The sequence below is a fragment of the Acinetobacter sp. YH12131 genome (assembly GCF_013418635.1).
Classification (GTDB): domain Bacteria; phylum Pseudomonadota; class Gammaproteobacteria; order Pseudomonadales; family Moraxellaceae; genus Acinetobacter; species Acinetobacter towneri.
This window is the reverse complement of record NZ_VPBQ01000007.1, coordinates 46,844-70,886: the sequence shown is the minus strand read 5'-3', so window position 1 is coordinate 70,886 and position 24,043 is coordinate 46,844. Positions and strand designations below refer to the sequence as shown.

Genomic DNA, 24,043 nt, shown 5'->3' with positions numbered 1-24,043 from the left:
TATTTTTCTCTGTTCAAAAAAGCAAGACTTCGGTCTTGCTTTTTTATTGGTCATTAAAATAGTTTCCAATAAATATGCTTTGCTCATAACCATGCAACCCATTTGTACTTAGCGCAAAACTCCGCTACATTGAGTTAAATTTCAAATAAAAAGCACTGTGAAGGCCACATGCAAAAAACCGATTTCATTATTCTGCTGTTTTGTGCGATTGCTGCAATTTTGCATGGCATGAGCGGTTTTGGTTTTCCTATGCTCAGTACGGCTGCGGTGGCGATGTTATATCCACTCAGTACTGCGGTTGCTTTGGTTCTGATTCCCTGTTTGCTTCTCAATATCTACATGCTGCGGGGCGATGCCACACAATCTATATTCAGCAGTTTATATGGCTACTGCAAAAAATATTGGGGTTTAATCTTCAGTGCGCTGATTGGCAGCTATTTGGGCGTCAGTTTGCTGCTCATTCTGAACGAAGGTTATTTAAAATTGGCAATGGGCGTACTGATTTTATTGTACGTGGCCGATCAATTTCGACAACGTCCTTTGCAAATTTCTGCCTCACTCAAAAATATGCTGATTTTTGGTTTGCTGGCAGGTGTGATTGGTGGTGCGACCAATGCCATGGCACCATTTCTAATGATGTATTTACTCAGCACTCAACACAGCAAAACCGATATTGTGGTGATTAGCAACTTAAACTTTATTATTTCCAAACTCATTCAATTGGCAGTTTTATATCCAGTCATTCAACAGTTTAGCCACATACAATTAAAAGTTTTAGCCCTGATTTGCATCATCTCTATGCTGATGGTGTATATCGGCAGTCTGATTCGTAAACAAATTTCCCAGACATTATTTAAGCAGATTGTATTTACGTTATTGGGTTTTATGGCACTTTACGCGATTGCTCAAGGATTATTCATCATCCAAACATCACCTGCTTTATTGATATAAATCAGACCAATAAACATAACAAATGGAAAATTATTTAGATTTTTTTTGGCTTAAATAATTATTTACACCTATAATTAAGACCAGCTTAAAAAACAGTCTATTCAGACTGCTTCGGTCGTTTGCATCGACCAATCTTCCCTCTTTTCTTTTAATTCCTTTTGACGGAGTGAACTTCTATGGAAAATAACCATATAGAAGTGCCAGCCAATATTAAGCGAAAAGAACTGATCAAGACCTGGGTGATTGTTGCAATTGCAGCCCTGCTCTCTTTCGGTTTATACAATGTCTTGCCCTATGATGAAAATGCAAATAAGGGTCTAAGTCTGTTGCTTTTTATTGGTATTTTATGGCTCACCGAAGCTGTACACATTACCATTACCGCGCTTTTGGTGCCGGTGCTTGCCGTAATTTTGGGCATGCCTGTAGAAAATGCCAGCAAAGTGCTTGAGCCAATTAGCACCAGCAAGGCATTGGCGACTTTTGCCGATCCTGTTATTTTCCTGTTCTTTGGTGGTTTTGCTTTAGCGACTGCACTGCACATTCAGAAACTGGATCGTAAAATTGCGATGTGGATTATTTCCATGTCGGGCGGTCACTTGGGGATTTCGGTTTTATCTATTTTTATTGTCACTGCTGCGTTGTCGATGTGGATTTCCAACACAGCCACGGCGGCGATGATGTTACCGTTGGCGCTGGGTTTGTTATCACACCTCGATGCCACTAAAGAGCGTAAAACCTTCGTTTTCATTTTATTGGGGATTGCCTACTCTGCCAGTTTAGGTGGTTTGGGTACGTTGGTAGGTTCGCCACCAAACGCTATTGCAGCCAAAGCGTTAGACTATGACTTTGCTGACTGGATGAAAATTGGTTTACCAATGATGCTGATTTTGCTACCAGCAATGTTGGTCAGCTTATATTTGGTATTGCGTCCAAATTTAAATCAAAAAATTCATTTTGAAACTGAAGTAATTCCTTGGACCAAAACCAGTGTTGCAACGATGATTTTATTCGTATGTACTGCAGTGGCGTGGATTTTCGGCAAGAAACTTAGCGAAACCTTTGGTATTAGCCAACCCGATACATGGACTGCATTAGCTGCTGCATGTTTGGTAGTCATGCTAGGTACTGCATCTTGGAAGCAAGTAGCTGAAAATACCGATTGGGGCGTGTTATTACTGTTCGGTGGTGGTTTAACCCTCAGTGCGATCTTAAAAGATTCAGGCGCATCTTTGGTATTGGGTCAAACCCTTGCCAATACCTTTGGTGATACTTCGCCATTGGTAGTGATTTTTGCGGTGACCATCTTCATTATTTTCTTAACTGAATTTACCAGTAATACAGCGTCTGCTGCGTTATTGGTTCCTGTATTTGCTGCAATTGCAGACCAAATGGGTATTCCAAAAGAAATTTTAGTGGTGATTATTGGTATTGGTGCATCGTGTGCCTTTATGTTACCTGTGGCAACGCCACCAAATGCGATTGTATTTGGTACAGGTCAAATTAAACAAAGTGAAATGATGAGTGTGGGCATGGTGTTGAACGTCATGTGCGTATTTATTATTTCATTATTTGTATATTGGTTCTTTAGTTAAGGATCAATAAAAAATGGAGCACAAGATGCTCCATTTTTTTCGCCTCAATTTTAGAATATTTTTAATCATCAAATCATTACCTAAATAAATTCGCTATACTCAGGACATAATAATTTAGACACAATGAGGAGGGTTAAATGGCTAAGTTTTTAAATACGAGCGCGACCAATTTTTTCTTAGAAGAACTGATAAAAAATGCCAAAGAAAGGTTAATTTTAATTAGCCCATATTTACGTTTAAATGACCGTATTAAAGAGTTACTTGAAGATAAAGATCGACTCAAAATTGATATTCGAATCGTTTATGGAAAAAGTGATTTACATCCTGATGAAATAAAATGGATGCAAAAACTTGATTTTGTTCGGCTCAGTTTTTGTAAAAACTTACATGCTAAATGCTATCTCAATGAATCTGAATGTATTATTTCTAGTCTAAATCTTTATGAATTTAGCCAAATTAATAATAACGAAATGGGCATTTTGATTCGCAAATATGAAGATCAAGATGTCTTTAAAGATGCTTATGAAGAAGCGCAACGTATTATTCGTATTAGTGATGAAGTTAGAATTAGTTTAGATGAAGTGAAAGCCGAACCAACAAATGAATCTGTTGAAGAAACCAATGACAATAATGTTGGTAAATTAACATCATCTAAACTTGCAGCAAAACATAAAATGAAAACCAATGAATTGTTGGCTCATTTTACCGAAAAAGGCTTATTAAATATCAATGATGCTGGAAAGCACATACTCACTCAACAAGGCAAAGACGTAGGTGCAGAATTTAAAACCAGTCAATATGGTGGATATTTTTTATGGCCTGAAAATATTGAATTATAAACACCAATCAAAATTACAATAAAAAGCATCCATTACTTTTTTGAAATAATGGATGCTTTTTCTAAATTAAATCAGCTTAAACCGCCAAATCGGCTAAATTACCTTTTTGCTCTAACCACACTTTACGGTCTGCAGAGCGTTTTTTAGCCAGCAATTTATCCAATAAACCTGCGGTAAAATGACTATCATCCAAATCGAGTTGCACCAAACGGCGTGTATTTGGATCCATCGTGGTTTCACGTAACTGACTGGCATTCATTTCACCCAAACCTTTAAATCGGGTAATTTGCGGATTTTTGGTTTTGGCTTTTTTCAGCGTGTTTTCTAACTCATCTTCATCCAGCGCATAATGCACATCTTTACCGTCATCAATACGGAATAACGGCGGCATGGCGACGTATAAATGCCCATCTTCCACCAAACTTGGGAAATGTTTCACGAATAAAGCACACAGCAAAGTGGCAATGTGTAAACCATCTGAGTCGGCATCGGCCAAAATACAAACCTTACCGTAACGCAATTCAGATAAATCATCACTACCTGGGTCAACCCCAATCGCAATTGCAATATCGTGTACCTCCTGCGAACCCAAAACCTCGTCCGAAGACACTTCCCACGTATTTAAAATTTTTCCACGAATTGGCATGATCGCCTGAAAGTTTTTATCACGCGCTTGCTTAGCAGAACCACCTGCAGAGTCACCTTCTACAATAAACAGTTCCGATTCTTCACGGGTTTGTCCCACGCAGTCGGCTAATTTACCCGGCAAAGCTGGGCCTGAAACGATTTTTTTACGTTCTACTTTTTTCGCTGCTTTTAAACGACGACCTGCTTTGGAAATTGCCATTTCTGCCAATTGCATGGCAATGTCAGAATTTTGGTTTAACCACAAGGCAAAGGCATCTTTGGCGATATTCTGCATAATGCTTGCCGCTTCACGGCTCGATAAACGCTCCTTGGTCTGCCCAGAAAACTGCGGCTCTTGGAACTTTAACGATAAAATGTAGTTAACCCCATCCCAAACATCTTCGGCAGATAGCTTTAAATTGCGCGGCAATAAATTGCGTAATTCACAGAACTCACGTAAAGCATCGGTCACACCAGAACGTAGTCCATTGACATGCGTACCGCCTTGCGCAGTCGGAATCAAGTTGACATAACTTTCTTGAATTTGCTCGCCGCCTTCTACATTCCAGCAAATTGCAAACTCTGCACTGGCACGCTCTGCCTCACCTGTCGCCACAAAAGCAGGGGCAGGTACAATCTCTCGATCTTCCAGCTCATCCATCAAATAGTCGACTAGACCATTTTCAAACTGCCAGACAATTTTTTCATCGTTAATTTCATCAATGTAATGAATTTCTAAACCTGCAGCCAGTACCGCTTTGGCTTTTAAATTGTGTTTTAAGGCTTTTAGCGCAAATTTAGGTGAATCGAAATATTTAGCTTCAGGCCAGAAATGTACCAACGTACCCGAAGCACGTTTTGGGGCTTTGCCTTCCAAGACTTCTAAAGGTGCAGCAGCTTCGCCCTGATCAAAAGCCATTTTATACAGGTTGCCCTGACGCTGTACGGTCACTTCAACCCGACTGGACAAGGCATTCACTACAGAAATACCGACCCCGTGCAAACCGCCCGAAAATTGGTAGTTGTCGGTGCTGAACTTACCGCCTGCATGCAGCTTGGTCAGAATAATTTCAATCCCGCTTTGCCCGTATTCTGGGTGAATATCGACAGGCATACCACGGCCATTGTCTTCTACCGACAAAGAGCCATCTTTATAGACTTTTACCGTAATTTTATTGGCATGCCCTGCAAGTGCTTCATCCACCGCATTATCAATAACTTCTTGCGCCAAATGGTTTGGACGTGTGGTGTCGGTATACATGCCCGGACGACGACGTACTGGATCTAAACCAGATAAAACTTCAAGAGATTGAGCGGTATATTGAGACACGTTGTACTGTTTCCTTAAGCTAGGGAATCCGATAAAAATTGCAGTAACATCGGAATTTTGTCTGCAAAATCATCCATGGCATGATTGCCGTGCGCTTCAGTCATGATCATGGCCGAAGGTGAGGCAGCACTATAATAACGCTGCGCTTCACGATAATCCAAAACTTCATCGCCTTGTTGCAATAACACCAATATTTTGTCTGCATCTTGCGCAACTGGCAACGCAATGTCTGCTAAGTCATCCAATTGCGCTGCAGTTAAGCTCCAGTTCGGATGTACCACATAGGGCAGCACATCGCCAAACAAGTCCTGAAACAATTGCCATGGTCGCATAGCAGGGTTAATCACAACAGCAGGCACATGATGCTGTGCGACCAGTTGTGTCGCATAAAAGCCGCCTAGACTGCTGCCCACCAATGCCACATTGGGCAAACGTCGAATCAATGCCGATACGTTTGCCAAAACCGCTAAAGGTGGAGCATTTAAATCGGGCAAATGCATCTGAATATCAGGGCGATGCTGCTGCACATAGGCATACAATAGCTGCCCTTTCATGGACAAAGGACTGCTCTGAAAACCATGTAAATAAATTAAATTCATGCGTGACATTTCTAAGTAACACCATTCAATTTTTGGCTGATACAGCACTTATTTTGCGTTTTTAATTTAATTTTCATGGAAAAATGCAATTGTTAGACAAAAAGATGCGAACATCTTGGCAGTCATCGGTATTTTACAAGTAGTTCAAGATGAACACGATAAAATAAAAGTATCGGGTTTGGTGACAATTCATCTAAAAATTTACAGTCCTGTAAATTCATGAAATGCCAACAGACCCTTGAGTTTATACCGCGAACCCAAGTAAAAATAAAGCGTTCGGTATATGGGAACACAAGGGGCAACACAGTATGCCAAGTTTAACACCGCTGCATGAAACCTATTGTAGATGGGACCGTACACCTCCAAGTCAGGCCGATATCTTAGAAGGCTTGGCACAGTTGGTCAGCACGCGCCTGAATGCCGTGATGAGCGAAGTGATTCAAACCATTCAGCGTGAAGTTTTGCTCAGCGTATTTGGCATGAGCGAACAACGCTCGCAAAAGTTTCAAAAAACCGCGACTTTTCAAAAGCTGTATAAGTTTGCCTTTCACAGCTTACAACAATACGGCTATCACTTTGTTGCGCCAGGTTTACGTCAAATTATTGCGCAATTTCCCAACTTACATGACAAAGCACTCACACCAAGCCTGCATTTTTTAGTCGGTGTACTGAATGGCGTATTGGGAGATTATCTACTCGAACAGCAAAATCCGCTCGCCTTACCTATGGTGCTCTATGACCATTATGGCGAAGTCCAACAAGGCGATTTGTCTGGGCGTGTGGTGATTTTTGTGCACGGTTTATGCCGCAATCACCTCGATTGGACTACACACCAATTTGGTGGTTTTGGTGAAAAATTACTGGCACAACGTGACCATAACACCATGTTATATCTGAATTACAATACAGGGCGTCGCATTTCTGCCAATGGCCGCAGTCTTGCCAATACCTTAGATGATTTAATTCAGCGTCATCCTAAAATTACCAGTATTGATTTAATTGGGCACAGCATGGGTGGCTTGGTGTCGCGCAGTGCGCTGTTTTACGGTAAGCAAAATTTGCAGCACTGGATTCACTTGGTCGAAAATCTGGTCTGTTTAGGCTCACCACATCACGGAGCAGTGTTGGAGCGTTTTGGTTTCCATTTACAGGAAAAATTAGGTCGCTTTCCTATTGTGAAAATTGTCGGGCATTTGGTCAATATTCGCAGCAACGGCATTTTAGATTTGCGCTATGGCAGTGTGCGAGATGATGACTGGGAACATAATCAGGCACGAATTGGACAGGTCGATGACAACCGCAAACCCGCACCTTTGCCGACCCATATTAATGCTTATTTCGTGGCAGGCAGTATTGAGTTTGAGAAAAAGCAGAACCTGACCCGCAAAGTCATTGGCGATTATTTAGTCAGTATAAAAAGTGCTTTGGGGGAACATCCTAACCCACGGTTTCAATTAAAACTGCCTGAATCGCACAAAGCTGTGTTCTATGGTCTGAACCACTTTCAGTTACAATATCATCCAAGTGTGGCAGAGCAATTGGTGAAATGGTTTTATCCTGCGCATGAAGAAGTACCAGAGCAGCAAATTCATGAATTTATTGGCGATTGGTCAAGTTTAGAAGGCATTGCGCTCACCTAACACAGTCCAAGCAGTTCAAAATACGCTACAACACGATGATTGGTAGATAGATTATCAACAGATACACAAAAAAAATGCGCCATCGCAATTTTATGGATGACGCATTTTTATCAATTCAGTGGGTAGGCTCCCGGAATTTATTTTTTCTTCACTTTGCCAAATGTAGTCGATGCCACAAAAGGATAGTTACGCAGCAATTGCCATAAACTAATGATCGCCAACACGCTAAAGAACAGCAATGACCACACAGGTAAAGACTGCCCTAAGAACGTCCAGTCAATCACAGCACATTCACCTGAACCCGACAGTACTTGTTGCAATACGGCTTTCATGGGTAAGGCATCTACCAAATAATCTAGCCCTGGACCGCAGCTTGGCACTTGATCGGGCGGTAAGTTTTGCAGCCAAACATGACGTGCTGCCACACCCACCGACCATAAAATTCCAATACTGCCGAACAGCGCATAAATACGCTTAACCACGTTAGATTTAGGGTTATGCACAAAGGCAATCAGTGAAACCAAGCCCAATGCAATTAGGCCCACCCGCTGAAAAACGCACAGTGGACACGGCGCTAAACCTTGCACATGCTCCAAATACAATGCAAATGTCATCCCAATGACACTGGCTAAAAATAAAACACCACTTAGCAGACGATAACTCAATTGCATGTTTAAATCCCTGAACTGTTATCTATATTGTGCGACATAGTCTGCAAAACTCAGACCTTGTGCTTGTTCAAGTTGTTGTTGTTGCTGAATAGATTGCACTGCAATTTCATCAAAATATGTTTGTGTTTCAGGACGAAGCGTATGTTGTTCATACGCATGTGCATGTTGCTGTGCCATATAACTGCCAAAACCCCACGTACCACCATGACGAATAGTATCGGCAATCATGTGTGCCGACAGGGTTTCATCGACTTCATGTAAACGCGCCATCATGCGTTCTAAAGCTTGAGAATACAGCTGCGTCGCATAACTTTGGTCGAGTAAAGCAGCCAAAGGTTGCATAGCGGTGACATACTGCTGTCCCCACGCTTCAATTGGGGTTTTAACATCGCCCTCTTGAATGTGCGCATTTGGCGCACGCCCACGATTGACCACTTCGGCCTGATTTTTTTCGATGATGCTTTGTTCCGCATCTAACAAGGCTGGGCTGTCTTGCAACAAACAATACAATGCTAAGACTTCCAAAAAGCCTGCGGTATGTTCATCTATCCCAATTGGGCTATACGGATTAACATCTACCGCACGTAATTCGACATAACCAATACCACGATTGGCAAGTGCTTGAGATGGGGTTTCACCTTCTTGTGGTACTTGTTTTGGGCGCACCAAACTGTAGTACTCATTTTCGATTTGCAGCACATGGTCATTAATTTGAATTGGCTCACCCGTAGCATCATCTAAACCTAAGCGGCTAAATGGCAAGTACGGGGTTTTCACGGCTTTTTGCAAACCATCTAAATAACCTGTTAAGTCATTGTAATGAATACCAAGTTTTTTTTGCGCCGAGTTTTGATAGCCAAAGTTACCCATACGCAACGCAGTCGCATACGGTAAATACAACGTGCCTCTTAACAACGGCAACAAATGATGTTCACGCCCTGTCATAAAACACTGACAAACCGATGGACTCGCACCGACTAAAAACATCACCAATGGCGTTAAACGAATAAAGTTACGAATTAAACCTAAATAACGATGACTACGATAATCTTGCAAACTCAGTGCTTTGAGCTGCTCATCACTTTCATGTTGTTGCAAGGCGGCAAATAAATGTTCAGGGAAGGATAAATTATAATGCACCCCTGAAATGGTCTGCATACGGCGACCATAGCGCACACCTAAACCACGGCGATACAAGGTTTTAAAGCGCCCAATATTGGAGCTGCCATATTGCGCCAGTGGAATACCGTCATCGGTTTCATCGAGCATACACGGCATCGACAGCGGCCAAAGTTTTTCACCTTCGCCTAAGTGTTGATGCACCACGCTATGAATATCTCGCAAATAATCAAGCGCGTGTTGAATGCTGCTTTGCGGTGGAGTAATGAACTCCATCAACGCTTCGGAATAGTCCGTAGTAATATGCGGATGTGTGAGTGCCGAACCCAAGGCTTGAGGATGTGCTTGCTGCGACAAGAAGCCATCGCTTTGCATACGCAGACTTTCGCGTTCAATCCCGCGCAACATCCCTTGAAGCAACGCAGCGTCTACCCATGTTGGTAGAACATCTTGCGCATTTGGTTCGGGTTGACTCATTACACTCTCGCTTAATCCAATACACTACAAATACGACATAAACCACAGGCTGATTTTGGGTCGGTGGCAATTTTCTCTATCATGCAGATGATCTGAGATGAAATTGCTACCGTTCAAGTATAACTTGATTTGGCATCAGCACATGCGCTTGGGCTGTTTTTTCTAACAAAATGATGATTTTGGGGCATGCTGACATTTAATAAAGTGGTCAACGTCAATAAATTTTAATTTGGCAATTTTTTATCACAAAGTTGCACTATAAGACATGCTAAATTTGTGATTTTATAATCAAAAGAACAGAGGTAAATAATAAAGCGTATGAATTATCAGGATTTTTTAGATTTTTGGTTTTCTCCTGCTGCGGAACCGAACTGGTTTGTCAAAAGCGCAGAGTTTGATGCCGTGCTTGCAGAAAAATTTACCGATGTACTGCAACAAGCGGCACAAGGAGAACTATGGACATGGCGCGAAACACCCGCAGGTCGTTTGGCTGAAATCATTGTTTTAGATCAATTATCACGTAATTTATACCGTAATGACCCGCGTGCCTTTGCCCAAGATGGAATGGCCTTGGTGTTGGCACAAGAAATGATTCACTTAAAATTGGATCAGGACTTAAACCCAACCGAACGTCGTTTTCTATATATGCCGTTTATGCACAGTGAATCCAAACGTATTCACGAAGTCGCATTAACGTTGTTTGAAAGTTTGAATGACCCCACCGTGTTGGGCTATGAACTGAAACATAAAGTGATTATTGACCGTTTTGGACGTTATCCACATCGGAATCAGGTGTTGGGACGTCCTTCGAGTGCAGAAGAACTTGAGTTTTTAACCCAACCCAATAGCAGTTTCTAACTGGCGAGCTTGTCTTGGCTGGTTGATGTGTACAGGAGCTTTCACATGAAATATTCCCTACTCGGTCTTGCCCTTGCCAGCAGTTTGCTGTTTACAGGCTGTGCCACGACATCCTCTAAACCGCTCAGCTTTGAGCAGTTGGGGCAATACAGCACCACACCACTGAATGCGCAAACCTATCGGATTAGTTTTTTAGCGGGTCATAACATGAGTTTTGGCACTGCAGAAGAAATTACTTTGGTGAAAGCAGCACAAACCACGCTGCAACACGGTTTTCGCTTTTTTAAAGTTTTAGATGATCCGAGTAACCGTAGCCAGAAACCACCTAGACAAGCCGTGGTTTACCCTGCACCAAGTTACTATCCGTATAGCTATTCGCCGTATGGATATTATCATCGTCGCGCACCATTCTGGCCTGACCCATTCTATGATATGCCGCAAGTGGTGACCCTCGATCCGACTCAAGTGTCTTACACCATTCAGTGTTTTAAAGATCAAAAATCTGCACCTGAAGATGCCTTTGATGCGAGCCTAATTTTACAATCACTGGGGGCAAAATATGGTTTAAGTCCCACAGGACAACCATTACCCCCACCAACCTCTGCCCCTGCCGCGCCCTAATGAGATAAGGATGCCTGCATGAATACAGCGTCTGACCACACTTTAGCGAGCAGCTCGCAGCATACCTCTCCGAGTCTGCAACGCAGTAAACGCTTTGCCACCATTGCTTTAGTGATTGCCGTGGTGGCATGGCTGGCATTAATGCTGACCGCAAAATTACTGCCTGAATATACGTGGTTGATTCACATACTAATGCTGTCTGCCGAAGCAGGCGTGGTCGGTGGTCTGGCAGACTGGTATGCGATTACGGTACTGTTTCGCAATCCTTTTGGCAAAATGCCAATTCCTAAATTCTTGCGTGATCACACCGAAATTATTCCACGCAACAAAGACCGTATTGCCGAGTCGATGGGGCGCTTTGTGCAGGAAAACTTTTTATCGCCCCAAGTGGTACAAAAAAGCCTGCATAGCACTGACTTATCCTTAGCCGTGGGTAAATGGTTGGCGAATCCGCAAAATAATGCGCAAGTGACCCAAGTCATTCAGCAAACTGTACCGAAAATTTTTGAATTTGTCGGGCAAGAACAAATTGGGCGCTTTATTCAAAGCAACAGTGTGCAATGGGTTCGCAATACTCAGGTCAACCACTTGGCCAGTGAAATGCTGCGTGCGGTTTTGGAAAATGACTTTCATCAGGATGTGCTGCAACGCGGTTTAGACCTTGCCCATGACTGGATGCTGAAACATCCTGAAAAAAGCCGTGAATTGACCCGTCAATTGTTTAAAGAGCTTGGCGTGTGGAAACTGGCCAAAGGTGCGAGCTGGATTGGAATTGATGTGCAGCAACGCACCATAGATTCTTTACTGCAACGGGTCGAATCTATGTTGGCAGACCCTGAACACCCTTGGCGACAAAAAATTGAAGAGGCTGGGCAACAACTGATGTTACAACTGGCAGATAACAACAGCAGTGCCAGTCTACGTCTAAATGACACTAAAAATGCCCTATTAGACAGTCCACAAGTCTTGAATTTTATCAGTGGTGCAGTGGTGATTCTCTGCAATGCGATTAAGGAAGATTTACAAAAATCTGATTCGGGAATTGCGCAAAACCTGCGTATTGCCATTCAGCAAGTCGGTGAAAATATCATTGCCAATACCGCAGTACGTCAATTACTGAATGAAAAAATGAGTACGATTGCGGTGAACTTGTCAGATCAATATAGTGAAAAAGTGATTCGCTTTATTAGTGAGCGCATTCATGAATGGGACTCGCGCGAAATGATTGGCAAAATTGAAAACGAAGTCGGTGGTGATTTACACATGATTCGGGTCAATGGTGTAGTGGTAGGTGCATTTATTGGTCTGGGATTGGGGATTATTCGGGCATTGGTGGAGTTGATTTGAGATGAAATTTTTTTGATAAGTCGATCTTGAGGTGTTCAATCAAAAATAACGCCTCGAACGATCTATTCAAGCCACATCATCACCCTTTACCCCATTTGCATTCACTCCTGAAAACGCTACGATGTAAAACAAGCTGCTGCCATAACCAGAACTCTCTATGCTCGATATTCACGCGAAACTGCCTGCTCAAGGTCTGAGTATTTTTAGTACCATGTCTAACTTGGCACAACAACTAAATGCCTTAAATTTATCACAGGGTTTTCCCGACTTTCCCCCACCTGCAGCATTACTGGATGCTTTAAGCCAAGCCACACACGCAGGCTTCAATCAATATCCTTCGGGCAATGGTTACTTGCCACTACGCGAACAACTGGCACAGCAATTTTTACAGCGTGATCAGCTAATGCTTGACCCGATCAGTGAAATTACCATCACCCCAGGGGCAACACTGGCTATTTTTAGCATCATGCAAACCGTGCTGCAGGCAGGCGATGAAGTCATTATTTTTGATCCAAGTTATGACAGTTATGCACCCTGTGTAAAATTGTTGGGTGCAAAAGCCGTTCATATTCCGCTGCAGGCTCCACATTTTCAGGTGGACTGGAATATGGTCAAAGATGCGATTCATGCCAAAACCCGCATGATCATCATCAACACACCACATAACCCCACAGGCACAGTATGGTCAGCGCAAGATTGGCAGCATTTAATTGATGTTATTCAGGAACATAATATTGTGGTGCTGTCCGATGAAGTCTATGAACATTTGGTCTTTGATGCGCATCAACACCGCTCTGCACTGTCTTTTCCTGAGCTTAGGGAACGCAGTTTTGTCGTGGGTTCCTTTGGTAAAACTTTTCATGTCACAGGCTGGAAAACAGGCTACTGTGCGGCTGCACCTGCCTTAATGCAGCTCTTTCGCCAAGCCTATCAATTTATTAATTTCTGCGGAGTTAGCGCTGTGCAAGTGGCTTTGGCAAATTATATGCAGCAGCACCCTGAACATATTGCAGAACTGGCAAAGTTTTATCAGGACAAACGTGATTTGTTTAATCAAGGCATTGCCAATTCACGCTTTCAATTCAGCCCTGCACAAGGCACTTATTTTCAAAATTTAGATTACAGCAATATCCGTCCCGGCTTAAATGCTGTCGATATGTGCCATTTTCTAGCCGAGCAGCACGGCATTGTCGGTATTCCTGTGTCTGCATTTTATCAAACCCCACCCGATGATTTACGTTTAATCCGTTTCTGCTTTGCTAAAAAAACCGAAACCCTGTTGCGTGCAGGTGAAATTTTATCGGCAATTTAAGCGATGAAGCTCCACTGAAATGTCACTGAGTTACTGAAAAGCTAAGGCTTTTTATGACCAAATCATGCTAGGGTGAAATTTCAAACAACCGCATATTGAAGCGCAGGATTTGGCATGGCAAGACCTCAGGCACTGGTCGATCACCCTCAGCTTTGGAAAACCTTTTTGGTGTTTCTATTGCCACTGATTGCCACCAATATTTTGCAAAATCTTTCGGGCACCATTAATACGATTTTTGTCGGGCAAATGCTCGGTGTGGAAGCCATTGCTGCGGTGTCGGTATTTTTTCCCATTATTTTTTGCCTGATGGCCTTTGTGATTGGGCTTTCGGCAGGATCGACCGTGTTGGTCGGGCAAGCGTGGGGCGCACAAAATGTCGAAAAAGTGCGTTGTATTGTCGGTTCGACTTTATTTATGACCCTAATTGGCGGCAGTTTCATTGCCTGTTTGGGGGTGATTTTTGCCGAACAAATTTTAATATTATTAGGCACAGACCCTAAAGTAATGCATCTATCCCTGCCGTATGTGCAATGGATGTTGGCAGGCAGCCCACTGCTGTTTGTTTATATTATTTATACCTCTATTTTACGTGGAGTGGGCGATAGCCTTACGCCACTCATTGCCCTGAGTTTGACTAGTTTAATGGGATTGGTGATTACCCCCATCCTGATTGCAGGTTATTTTGGCTTTCCTCGCTTGGGCATTATTGCCCCTGCAATTGCCACCATTCTGGGCTATCTGGCTGTTTTAATTTTTTTGGTGATTTACCTGAATAAAAAGAATCATCCCTTAAAAATGGATGTGCATCTACTACGTCAAATTCGGCATCAACCCAATTTAAGCAAGGTGATTTTACGCTTAGGGATTCCCACAGGCTTACAAATGGTCACTACCTCTATGGCAGGTTTGGTGATTGTCGGTTTGGTCAATCGGCATGGTGCTGAGGCCACTGCCGCCTATGGCGCAGTTAATCAGGTGTTGAACTATATTCAATTTCCTGCGCTATCTATTGCAATTGCCGCTTCAATTTTTGCTGCACAAGCCATTGGTGCAGGCAAAGCCGAATTACTGGCTAAAGTGACCCGTACAGCCTTAGGCATGAATTTGCTGATTACAGGTATTTTAGTCACCTTGGGTTATTTATTTTCTAAATATCTGATGGCGTTGTTTATTACCGATCCTGCGGTGGTGGTACTGGGTCAGCAGCTCTTATTTATTGTGTTATGGGCCATTTTATTTTTTGGTGCCAGTGCAATTTTTGCCTCCATTATGCGCGCCAGTGGCACGGTCAATGTTCCAATGATCATCAATATTTTAGCGATTGTTTTAATTGAAGTACCGTGTGCTTATTTCTTCAGTCAGTGGTGGGGTTTGCAAGGAATTTGGTATGCCTATGCCTTGGCATTTGTGAGTCTGTGCATCGGTCAAGGTGCGTATTATCAATTTGTCTGGAAGAAAAAAACCATTCAGGTTTTGGTCTGAATGGTCTGTTATATTTGTAAGTTAGATTAACCGCGTTTCTTGCCCAACTTAGTCGCCCATGCGGTAACTTTCTGATAACCCGTTGGAACAATACGCTGGATTAAATCCAAAGTTTTGGCATCATTACCAATCAATAAACGGCGCTTGTCTTTTTGTACCGCTCCTAAAATTTGGCGCGCCGCTTCTTCAGGCGGGCAACGCAATAATTTATTAAAAGCACGTGCCGATTTTTCAGGATTCATGCCCAAAGTGCGCATGCTGTCGTTCATTTTAGCATTGTTGGCAATATTGGTACGAATCCCGCCTGGATGCACGCTCAACGCACTCACACCACAATTTTCCAAATCCAATTCCTGACGCAAAGACTCGGTAAAACCGCGCACCGCAAATTTGGTTGCGTTATAAGCCGACTGCGTTGGCTGTGCAGTTAAACCAAATAAACTGGAAATGTTAATGATATGACCATCTCCCGTTTGTTTGATTAAAGGCAAAAATTCTTTGGTGCCATAGACCACACCCCAGAAATTAATACCAACAATCCACTCCAACTCTTCGTAACTTGCACCTTCTACGGTAGAACCCAACGCCACGCCTGCATTATTAAAAATCATATTGACCGAGCCGTGGTCTCGCACAGTTTCAGCTGCCCATTCGCGCATTTGTTCTAATTTAGAAACATCCACCTTTTTAATGGTCACGCGCACATTACTGTCTTTGAGCAAATCCACTGTTTGCGCCAAACCTTGTTCATTCACATCACTGAGCGATAAATGACAGCCTTGCTTCGCCAATAGAACAGCCAATTGCTGCCCAATACCCGAGCCTGCGCCTGTAATTGCGGCAACTTTATTTTTAAAATTTTTCATGTGATTTCCTTGAGTATGTGGCGTGCACAGTTCAGACCTGCTTGTTGTTTTGTAGGGCTGTGCGATGCGCTGTGGTTTAAATATAATTTTGACAATAAGTATTGTCAATATAAGCCAGTACGAATATCGCAAATGAATCTGAAAACATAGGTTTAACAGATAATTATTGCTAGTATAAAGCCTAATTACGGTTCTTATTTGGCTTAACTGAACATGACAGAACAACTGCCCGTGACTGCAGAAACAGAAAAAACCACCCAGAAACAACAAAAAGAACGTCAGTTTAAAGGCTTGTCTTTAACTGAGCGCAAACAGGCGCGTCGTGAAAAACTGATTGAGGCAGGTATTCAAGCCTATGGCACGCATGGTTTTTTTGCCGTGACCGTAAAAGATATTTGTACCGAAGCCAAACTAACCGAGCGCTATTTCTACGAATCCTTTAAAAAAAGCGAAGAACTGTTTCAGACCATTTTTTTAAAATTGATTGATGAATTACAGCAAAATGTCATGCAAGCCATTATGCAAGCCTCGGCTGATCCTAAAAAAATGATTGATGCAGGACTGACTGCTTTACTGACCACGCTAAAAAATAACCCGCAAATGGCACGTATTATTTATATTGATGCCATGCTGGTGCAAGAACTACATAACCAAGCCACCATTCACGAAACTATGTCGCGTTTTGACCGCATGATTCAGGCCTTTGTCATGCTGATGATGCCGCATTTAGACCGCCCCAACCGAGAAATTTCACTGGTAGCGACAGGCTTAAATGGTTATGTCACCCAAATTGCGATTCGCTGGGTGATGAGCGATTTCAAACAATCCATGGAAGATGTCTTGTCTTCTTGCCGTATTGTATTTTTATCGTTATTACAGACCTTTTCGGAAAAAGAGCAAGCTTTTGTGAAAGATTCTTCGACATTGTCATAAAATCGAAAAATATTCATAATATTTTTCAAATTCAGAGGGGTCTGCTGACATTTCATAAATGGCTTGCGCTGTAGGCTAAAACTGAGCAGATCAGGCATGAAACGCAGGGAATAGTGGGTCTATTACCAAGTTTCATAACGCAATCTGAGAAAGTTTTAGCTACAGTCCTTCGGAACGAGCATATTTTTTTGCCGCTATTGCGTTATGAGTCAGTCACTTAGAATAACTAAATTTCCTGCCTCATGCCTTATATCAGCTAAAAAATCTTGCGAGATATATCTCTCACGTCGCAAACATAGACGAAGTGTCAGCAGACCCTATTTACTTTGACTGAATCTGTTCAGTTTTTTCATCAAATCGACACTATTTTGTCACAAATTATTGCAAAAATAGCCCATTCAACCCTTTCTGCAATGATACTGTCATAATTAATCTTTGTAATAAGCCTGTCATAAATAAAACGGTCCACCGTTAACATCTATAGGATATTGCGTTGTGAAAGATGACTACATTTTAATCGTCGATGACGAACTTCCAATTCGGGAGATGATCCATACCTCTTTAGATATGGCAGGCTTTCAGTGCTTACAAGCAGAAGATGCAAAACAAGCTCATCAGATGATTGTCGATCAACGTCCAGCGCTTATCTTGCTTGATTGGATGATGCCAGGCGGTGTCAGCGGTGTAGACTTGTGCCGTCGCCTAAAACGCGATGACAACCTTGCTGAAATTCCTGTGATTATGCTCACTGCACGTGGCGAAGAAGATCACAAAGTTCAAGGTTTAGATGCTGGCGCGGACGACTACATGACTAAGCCGTTCTCGACCCGTGAACTGGTGTCACGTATTAAAGCGGTCTTACGTCGTGCCAATGCCTTAAGCGGTGAAAAAACTATTGATGCCAACGGTTTAATTTTGGACCCAGTCAGCCAGCGTGTCAGTTTTGGTGACAATATTTTAGAAATGGGCCCAACCGAATATCGTCTATTGGCGTTCTTTATGACGCACCCAGAGCGCGCTTACACCCGAGCGCAATTGCTTGACCAAGTCTGGGGCGGCAATGTATATATTGAAGACCGAACTATTGATGTGCATATTCGTCGTTTACGTAAAGTTTTAGAACCGTATGGCGTAGACCGTTTTGTACAAACGGTACGTGGTACAGGCTATCGCTTCTCGACACGTGCGGATGTTGCTTTAGGCTAAAATTATTTTATGTACGAACCTTACCCAGTCCCTGAACTCGCCCGTGACCTCAAACAAGTTCGTTACAGCAGTTTATGGACTTTTGCCAAACAAGATTTTCGTTTATTGGCCTTTTTCCTAATTATTGCAAGCTTGATTGGTTTTGGGATTGGGTATTTTTGGATTTGTATTAGCCTCGCCTTTTTGCTGTTTTTTCTTCAGCAAATGCGCTCCCTCTATTTAGTTAATGATTGGATTTCCAATCGTCCTTATGATGTGCCGCCAAATCTGCATGGTATTTGGGGTGCATTACTGTTCAATGTTTATCGCTCACAACGTCAGGAACGTATCGTTCAGGCCGAAATGGTCGGGTTGATTGATCGCGCCCAGTCTTCATTGGTGGCGTTGGATGAAGCCGTGATGCTGATTGATGAAAATCATCAAATTGAATGGTGGAACCCTGCTGCTGAAAAGCTATTGGGTATTCAGCCTTTAGACCGTGGACGCAACATCCTCACTATTTTGCGCCAACCTAGTTTTATTGAATATTTTAATCATATTGATCAAGCACCTGACGGTTTAAAAATGAAATCTAGCGTGCATGAAGGGCAATATGTGCAAGTCAAAATGACTCAGTTTGGTGGCGATAGCCGTTTGTTATTTGCTTACGACATGACGCGTATGCATAACCTAGAACAAATGCGTAAAGACTTTGTCGATAATATTTCACACGAATTACGCACTCCGCTAACGGTGCTGAGTGGTTATATCGAAACCTTTACCGATCAGGATGATATTAACCCGCGTTGGAAACGTGCTTTTGAGCAAATGCAGTCACAAACCCGACGCATGAATGCTTTAGTGAATGACCTTCTGCTGCTGTCACGTCTGGAAAATGAAAAAACCATCGCCAAAAATCAAATCATTGAAATGCCAAGTTTAATGAATCAATTATTTGACGATGCACATGCCTATAACGTCGATTATGGACATACACTCAACTTAAATATTGACAGTCATTATGATCTGATTGGTTCAGATGTAGAATTGGCCAGCGCCTTTAGCAACCTAATCACCAATGCAATTAAATACACCCCAAAAGGCGGGACGATTACCATTGGCTGGCATGATAATGGCAATCAAGGCTATTTTACTGTAGAAGATACTGGCATCGGGATTGATCCGAAACACTTACCACGCTTAACTGAACGCTTTTATCGTGTAGACAGCGCGCGTAGCAGACAAACAGGCGGCACAGGTTTAGGTTTAGCAATTGTGAAGCACGTTTTGATGCAGCATAATGCACACTTAGAAGTCGAATCTAAAGAAAATCAAGGCTCTATATTCAAAGCTGTGTTCCCGAAAGAGCGTTTGTATTACGAGATTTAATAGGAAAACTCTCCCCTCTTATAATCATAGGTATCTACACATCTTTAGGTACCTAGTGCAATGGTTGCGATTTCATTCAGTTCATCTATTGAATATTCTGAGAGCAGTTGAAGAGTATTTAGTAAAATCGAGAGTCCTGCCAATATGGCAGGCGCACTCTCTATCTTGCCTCTTTTCTGCTGTCTACCTGAAAGCCTAGTCAAAAATGCACGGACTTTCTGATTTTGCTCATCTGTACAACGCTGCACTCTCCACGTCAACACACAAGCCATACAACTGATCAGCAAACGCCTTAAAATCGCTTCTGGGGTAGTCTGAAGCCATGACTCAATATCATGACCTGCTTGCTTGAGAAGTTTGAAATAACATTCGATTGACCAACGCCAGTAATACCAAGTTGTCAATTCCACTGCGGTAATCTCGGTTGATACATTGCTGATCAATGACCATCTTGCAACTGTCTTTTCATTAATATCTTTAACCACCGCAATAATCAGTCTAGCCTCAATTGCAGCACCTTTCTGAGGAGCAACTCTTTGACCTAAAGAATCTTTTTTATTTGATTTTGCAGCACGGGTAAGCCGAACATTGGTTTCTCCAACATAAAGCATATGTTGATTACCCTTGTAAGAAATGGGTTTCACTTGCTGTATTTCGATACGTTCAGCAACTTCTCCAACTTTACATATTTCACCCTGATGCTCAATCCGATTGCCTTCCTTTGCTCGAATAAGCCATTGAAAACCATGACTGCTTAATTCCCTGAGATGAGCAATGGAATCTCCTTCACGATCAATAATATGTACGCAGGTTTTCTCAAGAGGAAACTGTTCAACTTTTTGTATTTGTTCAGAAAGGGAGTCTAAATGAGTTTTACGTTCGGTCTGTTGCTCATTAAATGTCGAATAGCAACCTGAAGCACTAGAAAGGGTTTGAGCTAATGGAGCAACAGGAAGTCCAGAAGCAGCATCAACAAGTAAGCTCGTTTGTAATTCATAGCCTGAGTCGTACTGATGTGTCCTTTGGAGTTTTTGAGTTTTATTACGATGTGTCACATATTGGATTTGTGACCAATCATGAATAACTAAAGCATAGCGATGCAGCGATGTCTTAATCTGATCACAAGCAAGCTGTTGAATAGGTTCATTTAATTGTTTAAATGAAATTTTATCATTATTTAAAAACCGCCATACAGCTTGCGTCGTTGCGAAACTATTTTTTTGAGCAGAGGCAATATCTTTGATTGCAGGGGCAAGTGAAGCAAGAGGATTCATATTGAACTGAACAAGGTTGTTGTAACGTTTGACAAGGCGCTGATCTAAGCGAGAGATGTTAAAATTGAAGAGCATGCTCTTCAATTTAACGCAAAACATGGAAATTGTGTAGATACCTATGCTCTTATAATAGAAGGGAGAGTCTATTTAAGTTAAATATCACGTTGTTGTAATTGCAGTGTTGGTTGTGTATGAAGCGTAGTCCATTCTTCAAAGCTCATCCACTGTTCTGTCCCGACTTCTGATAAACGGACTTGTTCAACCCAATTTGGATCTTCAGCCAACATAATAATTTCTTCTATTTTTACAGGACCTTTTGGTGTCGAATCAGATAATAAATAGAAGAATTTAGTTGTACTTGGCTTCCCCATATAAACATTTGCTTTATCTACAATTCCTTGTACTTGTTCACTAGACGCAATTTTTTTGCTTGTATCTGCTGCTTTATCCAATACAACTTTAGAGGTTGAGGCTAAGGCTTTAGAACCATCTACAATATTATCTTTTGCTGATTTAAATAAAGCATTCAAACGCTCTCCATCATCCATTTTAAAATCTTTTAAAATAGTTTGTTCTGCATTTTCTATTGTTAAATCAAGATATGGTGCTTCAGAAAAACCCATCCCGTTAGCAACAAAAATCGTAGGGATAGATGAACGATGTGAGTTATAAGCTTTCACGCGAGCATTATATTCATTGCGCCATTGAGAAATTTCATGCTCACATTGCTCAATATTTGTAATTAAGCGATGGTATTGTTGGTCTGCCTTTAAATCAGGGTATCTCTCAGCCATACCCTGTAAGTTCGTTAACATCATATTACTATCTTGATAACTAGAATAGATAGCATTCATTCCTGTTTCTTTAACTACTGTTAAATGTGTCAATTGCTCACTTTCTTGATAACCTCGAACAACATCCATAAGCTGATTAATTAAATTAACTTTTTTACTAATTGAGACAGAAATATTGGATAAAGACTCTTTAATATCATGCGCCTTACGCTGCAGCGAATTATAAGAAGTAAGAACCAAATAAATAATCGCTGCAATTAAGGCAAGTAAAATCCATAACCACATAAATAAAACCCTCACTTTATAATGCATCTGCCTACAAAATAGGCAGATATTTAATATTGAGGGATAATTGTAACGTTATAAATTGAAAATTAAAGTAAAAAGCCTAACTTTTTCCCCATTTCCACCACAGAGTTGGCTTTGAATTCGGCATCCCACTGCATTTTATTTTCTTCAAACAAAACAATCGCGGTTGAACCCAAATAAAAACGTCCTAATTCTGCACCTTTTTCAAGGAATAATTGGTGTTGATTCAGTTCCAAACGCCCCGATGGTTTGACCTTGCCTGTCGCCACGGTTTCAATGCCCGCTACAATCATGGCACCCACTAAAACAACTGCCATACGCCCCAGTTCGGTATCAAACAAACACACCATGCGCTCATTGCGGGCAAATAAACCCGGAATATTTTCGGCTGTGGTTTGATTGACAGAAAACAACTCACCTGGCACATATAAAGTTTCGGTGAGTGTGCCTGCAAAAGGCATGTGTACACGGTGATAATCGCGCGGAGATAAATACACGGTTGCAAATTGACCATTTTTAAATGGTTCAGCCAATTGCGGGTCGGCAATTAAGTTTTCAACAGTAAATTGCTGACCTTTGGCCTGAAAAATTGCCCCATCTTCAATTTTACCCAACTGTGAAATCGCCCCATCTGCAGGCGATACAATGCTGTTCGGATTGCTGTCAATTTCCCGCACACCCTGCTTTAAAGAACGGGTAAAAAATTCATTAAAAGATTTATATTTCAAGGCATTGCTTTGTTCTGCCAAAGACATATCAATGCCGTATTGCGCCTTGAATGCAGTGATCACCGCATTTTTGAGCACAGGATGCTCACTGGCTGCAAGTTTACCCACAACACGTGATAATTGATGTTGTGGCACAACGCGTTGTGCCTGAATGAAAATTTGTTTTTTTAAACGTGATGTGAGGCTCAAGACGGCAACTCTCCAGTAATAACAGGACTGTCAGGGCGGTTGCCCCATTCACTCCACGCACCATCATAGGCCTGAATTTTCCAACCCAATAAACGCCCTAAAATGTAGGCCAAACCTGAACGGTGATGTGACTGACAATACACCACTACAGGTTCGTTTAAATTGAATCCGAGTTGTTCCAGACGCTGTCGTGTGCGTTCTAAGGGATGCAATTTTAAATGATTTTCACGATTAAGGGCAGTACTCCATTCAAAATGCAATGCCCCAGGAATGTGACCGCCGCGTCGTGCAGCCAAACGCAGCCCTGTATATTCATCTATGGTGCGGCAATCCCAAAGTTGCACCGACTGGTTTTGGCACTTTTCTAATAGCTCATCATATTGAATTCGATACTGATTTTGCTCGGCAACAGGAACAAGCATGCTGACGGGTGTTAGCGGTTCAACCTCAGAAGTAGTTGGAAAACCTGCTGCCAACCAGGCGTGAATCCCACCATTTAGTAAACTGGTATTTTCAAAGCCTAAACAGTGTAAATTCCAAATCAGACGCCCTGCCCATGCGCCACCTTCATCGTCATAGGCGACCACATGATGCTCAGGGGAAATACTCAAATACTGAATCAAGTCTTGTAAAGCCTCGGGTTCAGGCAATAAACCCGATGTATCTTCATCCTGACGTAGCAACATGCTCGGTTTGACCTGTAAAGCATGCGGAAGATGCAATTGCTCGTACACCGAATTGCGGCTCAAATCGACAATGCGCAATTTTTCATGCCCTAAAAAGGGAACTAAATCTTCTGCTTCAATCAGCAGTCCAAAATTGAATGGAGAAGTGCTCATTTTTATGCGGTTCAGTCTGTTTGGCAATCAACTTTAACTTAGTATAGGTCATTTTTGATAGCATGCTGTTTT

Annotated in this window: 21 protein-coding genes; 12 read left to right on the top strand and 9 right to left on the bottom strand. The window is 42.1% G+C overall.

The features are described 5' to 3' along the window. Nucleotides 1-168: 168 nt before the first annotated feature. From FTU66_RS07140 to FTU66_RS07130, 3 genes are all read left to right on the top strand, one after another. Nucleotides 169-951 carry a sulfite exporter TauE/SafE family protein gene (locus FTU66_RS07140; protein WP_004974188.1) on the top strand — a complete coding sequence of 261 codons (783 nt, stop codon included), beginning with the start codon at nucleotides 169-171 and terminating at the stop codon, nucleotides 949-951. Nucleotides 952-1,127: 176 nt separating this feature from the next. Then, nucleotides 1,128-2,543 (top strand): DASS family sodium-coupled anion symporter, encoded by a 1,416-nt coding sequence (locus FTU66_RS07135; RefSeq protein WP_180112538.1) that lies wholly within the window; start codon nucleotides 1,128-1,130, stop codon nucleotides 2,541-2,543. 137 nt (nucleotides 2,544-2,680) lie between these two features. After that, nucleotides 2,681-3,382 (top strand): phospholipase D family protein, encoded by a 702-nt coding sequence (locus FTU66_RS07130; protein ID WP_004974184.1) that lies wholly within the window; start codon nucleotides 2,681-2,683, stop codon nucleotides 3,380-3,382. A 76-nt stretch (nucleotides 3,383-3,458) separates the two neighbouring features. Here FTU66_RS07130 and parE read toward each other — a convergent pair whose 3' ends face one another. Both parE and FTU66_RS07120 read right to left on the bottom strand, forming a co-directional pair. Further along, on the bottom strand, nucleotides 3,459-5,339 hold the full coding sequence (parE, locus tag FTU66_RS07125; protein ID WP_004974183.1) for a DNA topoisomerase IV subunit B: 1,881 nt from the start codon (nucleotides 5,337-5,339) through the stop codon (nucleotides 3,459-3,461). Between the two features lie 14 nt (nucleotides 5,340-5,353). Continuing rightward, nucleotides 5,354-5,938 carry a YqiA/YcfP family alpha/beta fold hydrolase gene (locus FTU66_RS07120; protein WP_026438348.1) on the bottom strand — a complete coding sequence of 195 codons (585 nt, stop codon included), beginning with the start codon at nucleotides 5,936-5,938 and terminating at the stop codon, nucleotides 5,354-5,356. Between the two features lie 308 nt (nucleotides 5,939-6,246). On the opposite strand from FTU66_RS07120, the gene FTU66_RS07115 reads away from it, so the two are divergent. After that, entirely contained in the window at nucleotides 6,247-7,578 is a 1,332-nt protein-coding gene (locus FTU66_RS07115; RefSeq protein ID WP_178318907.1) for an alpha/beta fold hydrolase, read from the top strand. A 137-nt stretch (nucleotides 7,579-7,715) separates the two neighbouring features. Here the strand turns inward: FTU66_RS07115 and FTU66_RS07110 are convergent, their stop codons facing one another. Continuing rightward, nucleotides 7,716-8,249, bottom strand: coding sequence for a disulfide bond formation protein B (locus tag FTU66_RS07110; protein ID WP_131261221.1), 534 nt, complete (start codon nucleotides 8,247-8,249; stop codon nucleotides 7,716-7,718). Nucleotides 8,250-8,267: 18 nt separating this feature from the next. Continuing rightward, the gene (gshA, locus tag FTU66_RS07105) at nucleotides 8,268-9,845 is read right to left on the bottom strand and encodes a glutamate--cysteine ligase (RefSeq protein ID WP_180112537.1); all 1,578 of its coding nucleotides are present in this window, start codon (nucleotides 9,843-9,845) and stop codon (nucleotides 8,268-8,270) included. A 318-nt stretch (nucleotides 9,846-10,163) separates the two neighbouring features. Between gshA and FTU66_RS07100 the strand changes: the two genes are divergently transcribed. The 5 genes from FTU66_RS07100 (at nucleotide 10,164) to FTU66_RS07080 (ending at nucleotide 15,465) form a co-directional block, all read left to right on the top strand. Next, nucleotides 10,164-10,703: a DUF924 family protein gene (locus FTU66_RS07100; RefSeq protein ID WP_096901505.1), complete on the top strand. Its 540-nt coding sequence runs from the start codon at nucleotides 10,164-10,166 to the stop codon at nucleotides 10,701-10,703. 45 nt (nucleotides 10,704-10,748) lie between these two features. Further along, nucleotides 10,749-11,324 (top strand): hypothetical protein, encoded by a 576-nt coding sequence (locus tag FTU66_RS07095; RefSeq protein WP_104852739.1) that lies wholly within the window; start codon nucleotides 10,749-10,751, stop codon nucleotides 11,322-11,324. Nucleotides 11,325-11,342: 18 nt separating this feature from the next. Beyond that, nucleotides 11,343-12,671, top strand: coding sequence for a DUF445 domain-containing protein (locus FTU66_RS07090; RefSeq protein WP_180112536.1), 1,329 nt, complete (start codon nucleotides 11,343-11,345; stop codon nucleotides 12,669-12,671). Nucleotides 12,672-12,828: 157 nt separating this feature from the next. Then, nucleotides 12,829-13,983, top strand: a complete 1,155-nt coding sequence (locus tag FTU66_RS07085) for a methionine aminotransferase (RefSeq protein ID WP_180112535.1) — start codon at nucleotides 12,829-12,831, stop codon at nucleotides 13,981-13,983. 114 nt (nucleotides 13,984-14,097) lie between these two features. Then, the gene (locus FTU66_RS07080) at nucleotides 14,098-15,465 is read left to right on the top strand and encodes an MATE family efflux transporter (RefSeq protein ID WP_096901501.1); all 1,368 of its coding nucleotides are present in this window, start codon (nucleotides 14,098-14,100) and stop codon (nucleotides 15,463-15,465) included. A 26-nt stretch (nucleotides 15,466-15,491) separates the two neighbouring features. On the opposite strand, the gene FTU66_RS07075 is transcribed toward FTU66_RS07080, so the two are convergent. Continuing rightward, nucleotides 15,492-16,331: an SDR family oxidoreductase gene (locus FTU66_RS07075; RefSeq protein WP_179990730.1), complete on the bottom strand. Its 840-nt coding sequence runs from the start codon at nucleotides 16,329-16,331 to the stop codon at nucleotides 15,492-15,494. 213 nt (nucleotides 16,332-16,544) lie between these two features. Between FTU66_RS07075 and FTU66_RS07070 the strand changes: the two genes are divergently transcribed. The 3 genes from FTU66_RS07070 (at nucleotide 16,545) to phoR (ending at nucleotide 19,838) form a co-directional block, all read left to right on the top strand. Then, nucleotides 16,545-17,264 carry a TetR/AcrR family transcriptional regulator gene (locus FTU66_RS07070; RefSeq protein WP_004974164.1) on the top strand — a complete coding sequence of 240 codons (720 nt, stop codon included), beginning with the start codon at nucleotides 16,545-16,547 and terminating at the stop codon, nucleotides 17,262-17,264. Between the two features lie 495 nt (nucleotides 17,265-17,759). After that, nucleotides 17,760-18,470 (top strand): phosphate regulon transcriptional regulator PhoB, encoded by a 711-nt coding sequence (phoB, locus tag FTU66_RS07065; protein WP_004974162.1) that lies wholly within the window; start codon nucleotides 17,760-17,762, stop codon nucleotides 18,468-18,470. 9 nt (nucleotides 18,471-18,479) lie between these two features. Beyond that, the gene (phoR, locus tag FTU66_RS07060) at nucleotides 18,480-19,838 is read left to right on the top strand and encodes a phosphate regulon sensor histidine kinase PhoR (RefSeq protein WP_104852743.1); all 1,359 of its coding nucleotides are present in this window, start codon (nucleotides 18,480-18,482) and stop codon (nucleotides 19,836-19,838) included. Between the two features lie 44 nt (nucleotides 19,839-19,882). Here the strand turns inward: phoR and FTU66_RS07055 are convergent, their stop codons facing one another. From FTU66_RS07055 to FTU66_RS07040, 4 genes are all read right to left on the bottom strand, one after another. Then, nucleotides 19,883-21,112 carry a transposase gene (locus FTU66_RS07055; protein WP_180112534.1) on the bottom strand — a complete coding sequence of 410 codons (1,230 nt, stop codon included), beginning with the start codon at nucleotides 21,110-21,112 and terminating at the stop codon, nucleotides 19,883-19,885. A 152-nt stretch (nucleotides 21,113-21,264) separates the two neighbouring features. Then, nucleotides 21,265-22,191, bottom strand: a complete 927-nt coding sequence (locus FTU66_RS07050; protein ID WP_158660398.1) for a LemA family protein — start codon at nucleotides 22,189-22,191, stop codon at nucleotides 21,265-21,267. 89 nt (nucleotides 22,192-22,280) lie between these two features. Further along, a complete protein-coding gene (gene asd / locus FTU66_RS07045) occupies nucleotides 22,281-23,132 on the bottom strand; it encodes an archaetidylserine decarboxylase (protein ID WP_104852745.1) in 852 nt (283 codons plus the stop codon). Further along, nucleotides 23,129-23,971 carry a sulfurtransferase gene (locus tag FTU66_RS07040; protein ID WP_167846417.1) on the bottom strand — a complete coding sequence of 281 codons (843 nt, stop codon included), beginning with the start codon at nucleotides 23,969-23,971 and terminating at the stop codon, nucleotides 23,129-23,131. Before FTU66_RS07040 ends, asd begins: the two co-directional genes overlap by 4 nt. Nucleotides 23,972-24,043 lie beyond the last annotated feature (72 nt).

What these genes read in the sequence shown, in the direction of transcription:
- gshA (WP_180112537.1), bottom strand. Translation starts at nt 9,845, where the DNA reads ATGAGTCAACCCGAACCAAATGCGCAAGATGTTCTACCAACATGGGTA.
- FTU66_RS07135 (WP_180112538.1), top strand. Translation starts at nt 1,128, where the DNA reads ATGGAAAATAACCATATAGAAGTGCCAGCCAATATTAAGCGAAAAGAA.
- FTU66_RS07050 (WP_158660398.1), bottom strand. Translation starts at nt 22,191, where the DNA reads ATGTGGTTATGGATTTTACTTGCCTTAATTGCAGCGATTATTTATTTG.
- FTU66_RS07090 (WP_180112536.1), top strand. Translation starts at nt 11,343, where the DNA reads ATGAATACAGCGTCTGACCACACTTTAGCGAGCAGCTCGCAGCATACC.
- FTU66_RS07115 (WP_178318907.1), top strand. Translation starts at nt 6,247, where the DNA reads ATGCCAAGTTTAACACCGCTGCATGAAACCTATTGTAGATGGGACCGT.
- FTU66_RS07100 (WP_096901505.1), top strand. Translation starts at nt 10,164, where the DNA reads ATGAATTATCAGGATTTTTTAGATTTTTGGTTTTCTCCTGCTGCGGAA.
- FTU66_RS07075 (WP_179990730.1), bottom strand. Translation starts at nt 16,331, where the DNA reads ATGAAAAATTTTAAAAATAAAGTTGCCGCAATTACAGGCGCAGGCTCG.
- FTU66_RS07095 (WP_104852739.1), top strand. Translation starts at nt 10,749, where the DNA reads ATGAAATATTCCCTACTCGGTCTTGCCCTTGCCAGCAGTTTGCTGTTT.
- phoR (WP_104852743.1), top strand. Translation starts at nt 18,480, where the DNA reads ATGTACGAACCTTACCCAGTCCCTGAACTCGCCCGTGACCTCAAACAA.
- FTU66_RS07040 (WP_167846417.1), bottom strand. Translation starts at nt 23,971, where the DNA reads ATGAGCACTTCTCCATTCAATTTTGGACTGCTGATTGAAGCAGAAGAT.
- FTU66_RS07140 (WP_004974188.1), top strand. Translation starts at nt 169, where the DNA reads ATGCAAAAAACCGATTTCATTATTCTGCTGTTTTGTGCGATTGCTGCA.
- FTU66_RS07130 (WP_004974184.1), top strand. Translation starts at nt 2,681, where the DNA reads ATGGCTAAGTTTTTAAATACGAGCGCGACCAATTTTTTCTTAGAAGAA.
- FTU66_RS07085 (WP_180112535.1), top strand. Translation starts at nt 12,829, where the DNA reads ATGCTCGATATTCACGCGAAACTGCCTGCTCAAGGTCTGAGTATTTTT.
- FTU66_RS07120 (WP_026438348.1), bottom strand. Translation starts at nt 5,938, where the DNA reads ATGAATTTAATTTATTTACATGGTTTTCAGAGCAGTCCTTTGTCCATG.
- FTU66_RS07055 (WP_180112534.1), bottom strand. Translation starts at nt 21,112, where the DNA reads ATGAATCCTCTTGCTTCACTTGCCCCTGCAATCAAAGATATTGCCTCT.
- FTU66_RS07110 (WP_131261221.1), bottom strand. Translation starts at nt 8,249, where the DNA reads ATGCAATTGAGTTATCGTCTGCTAAGTGGTGTTTTATTTTTAGCCAGT.
- FTU66_RS07070 (WP_004974164.1), top strand. Translation starts at nt 16,545, where the DNA reads ATGACAGAACAACTGCCCGTGACTGCAGAAACAGAAAAAACCACCCAG.
- FTU66_RS07080 (WP_096901501.1), top strand. Translation starts at nt 14,098, where the DNA reads ATGGCAAGACCTCAGGCACTGGTCGATCACCCTCAGCTTTGGAAAACC.